This window comes from Mesorhizobium sp. WSM4844 (assembly GCF_055811775.1).
In genome coordinates, this window is sequence record NZ_JBVVQB010000146.1 from 1 (window position 1) to 1270 (window position 1270).

1 protein-coding gene is annotated in these 1270 nt (G+C 56.8%); it reads right to left on the reverse strand.

Annotated elements, in window-relative coordinates; genetic code table 11:
• Positions 1–1270: putative bifunctional diguanylate cyclase/phosphodiesterase (locus AC0L2A_RS36160; protein ID WP_473612958.1), on the reverse strand; the 1270-nt coding region annotated here is incomplete at both ends.

Consider the following 1270-nt stretch of genomic DNA (forward strand, 5'->3'; position numbering starts at 1 on the left):
AGCGCCCGACCAAGATCGATCACCGTTTTGACAAGCAGCCGGTCCTCCCGAGACTTGGCCAAGCCGCGAATGAAGCCTTGGTCTATTTTCACCTTGCGTATCCGGCTGTCCTTGAGCGACGCCAACGTGGAAAAGCCGGTGCCGAAGTCATCGAGCGCGATGGAAATGCCGGCATGTGAAAGCCGTCCGAGCTTTTCATCCAGTCTTTCCGGGTCCACTGGAGATTCTTCGGTAATCTCGATTTCGAACATGGTTGTCGGGAGGTCTTTTGCCGCCAGACCATTCAGAACCATGTCGTCGATATCGCCGGCTTCCAATTCGCGCGGTGAAACATTCATTGCCACACGAACATCTCGACGGTCAGCTTTCACCAAGCCGTCGATAAGAGCACAACAGTCGGAGAATACCGTTTGCGTTAACAGTTGAAGCATTCCGGTTTCGCGTGCGGCTGTCATGATTTCGGGTGGAGAGATGGAACCATGGATCGGATGGGACCACCTCAGCAAGGCTTCAAAACCGATCACGGCCTCGGTATCGAGTCTCACGATGGGCTGGAACCAAGGTGCCACCCTTCTCGCCTCTATCGCTGAATGAAGGTCGCGTTCGATGGACTGGCGACGTTGCAATTCCCTGTCGAGTTCGGCATCGAACAGGCGAAATTCGTTCCTGCCACGACGCTTGGCCGTGTAGAGGGCGACATCCGCCCGCAGCAACATTTCCGTCAGCCCCGGCCTTTCAGCCAGGTATATTCCGATCGATGCACCGATCCGGACGGACGCGACCTCACGATAGGGGCTGGCGACTTTGGCTATGATATTGGATGCGAGGGTACTGGGAGAAAGCGAACTCCTGAGTGAGGGAAAAAACAGCACGAACTCATCGCCGCCGATACGGGCGAGCGTTGAGCCTGCCGGCGCTGCCTGCTCTATGCGGCGGGCGATCATGATGAGCAGTTCATCACCGGTCCTGTGACCGTAGGTATCGTTGACAGATTTGAAGCCGTCCAGATCAATCAGCATTGCAACGAACGGGCCGTCCGCATTCTCGAACTGATTGATCGCGTGTTCGAGGCCCCGTCTGTTGAGAAGGGCCGTTAGGTGGTCCTCCCTGGAATTGCGCTCCATTTCCGCCGCAAGCCGCTCCGCCTCATGTCTCAGGCGGCTTGCTTCGCGGAAGCGGGCTTGCCCTACAAACGAGCCTCGAACCAAGCCGCCCACGAAGAGCAGAACGGCAAAGGCCAGAATGTAATCTTCAAAGTTGCCTTTCGCCA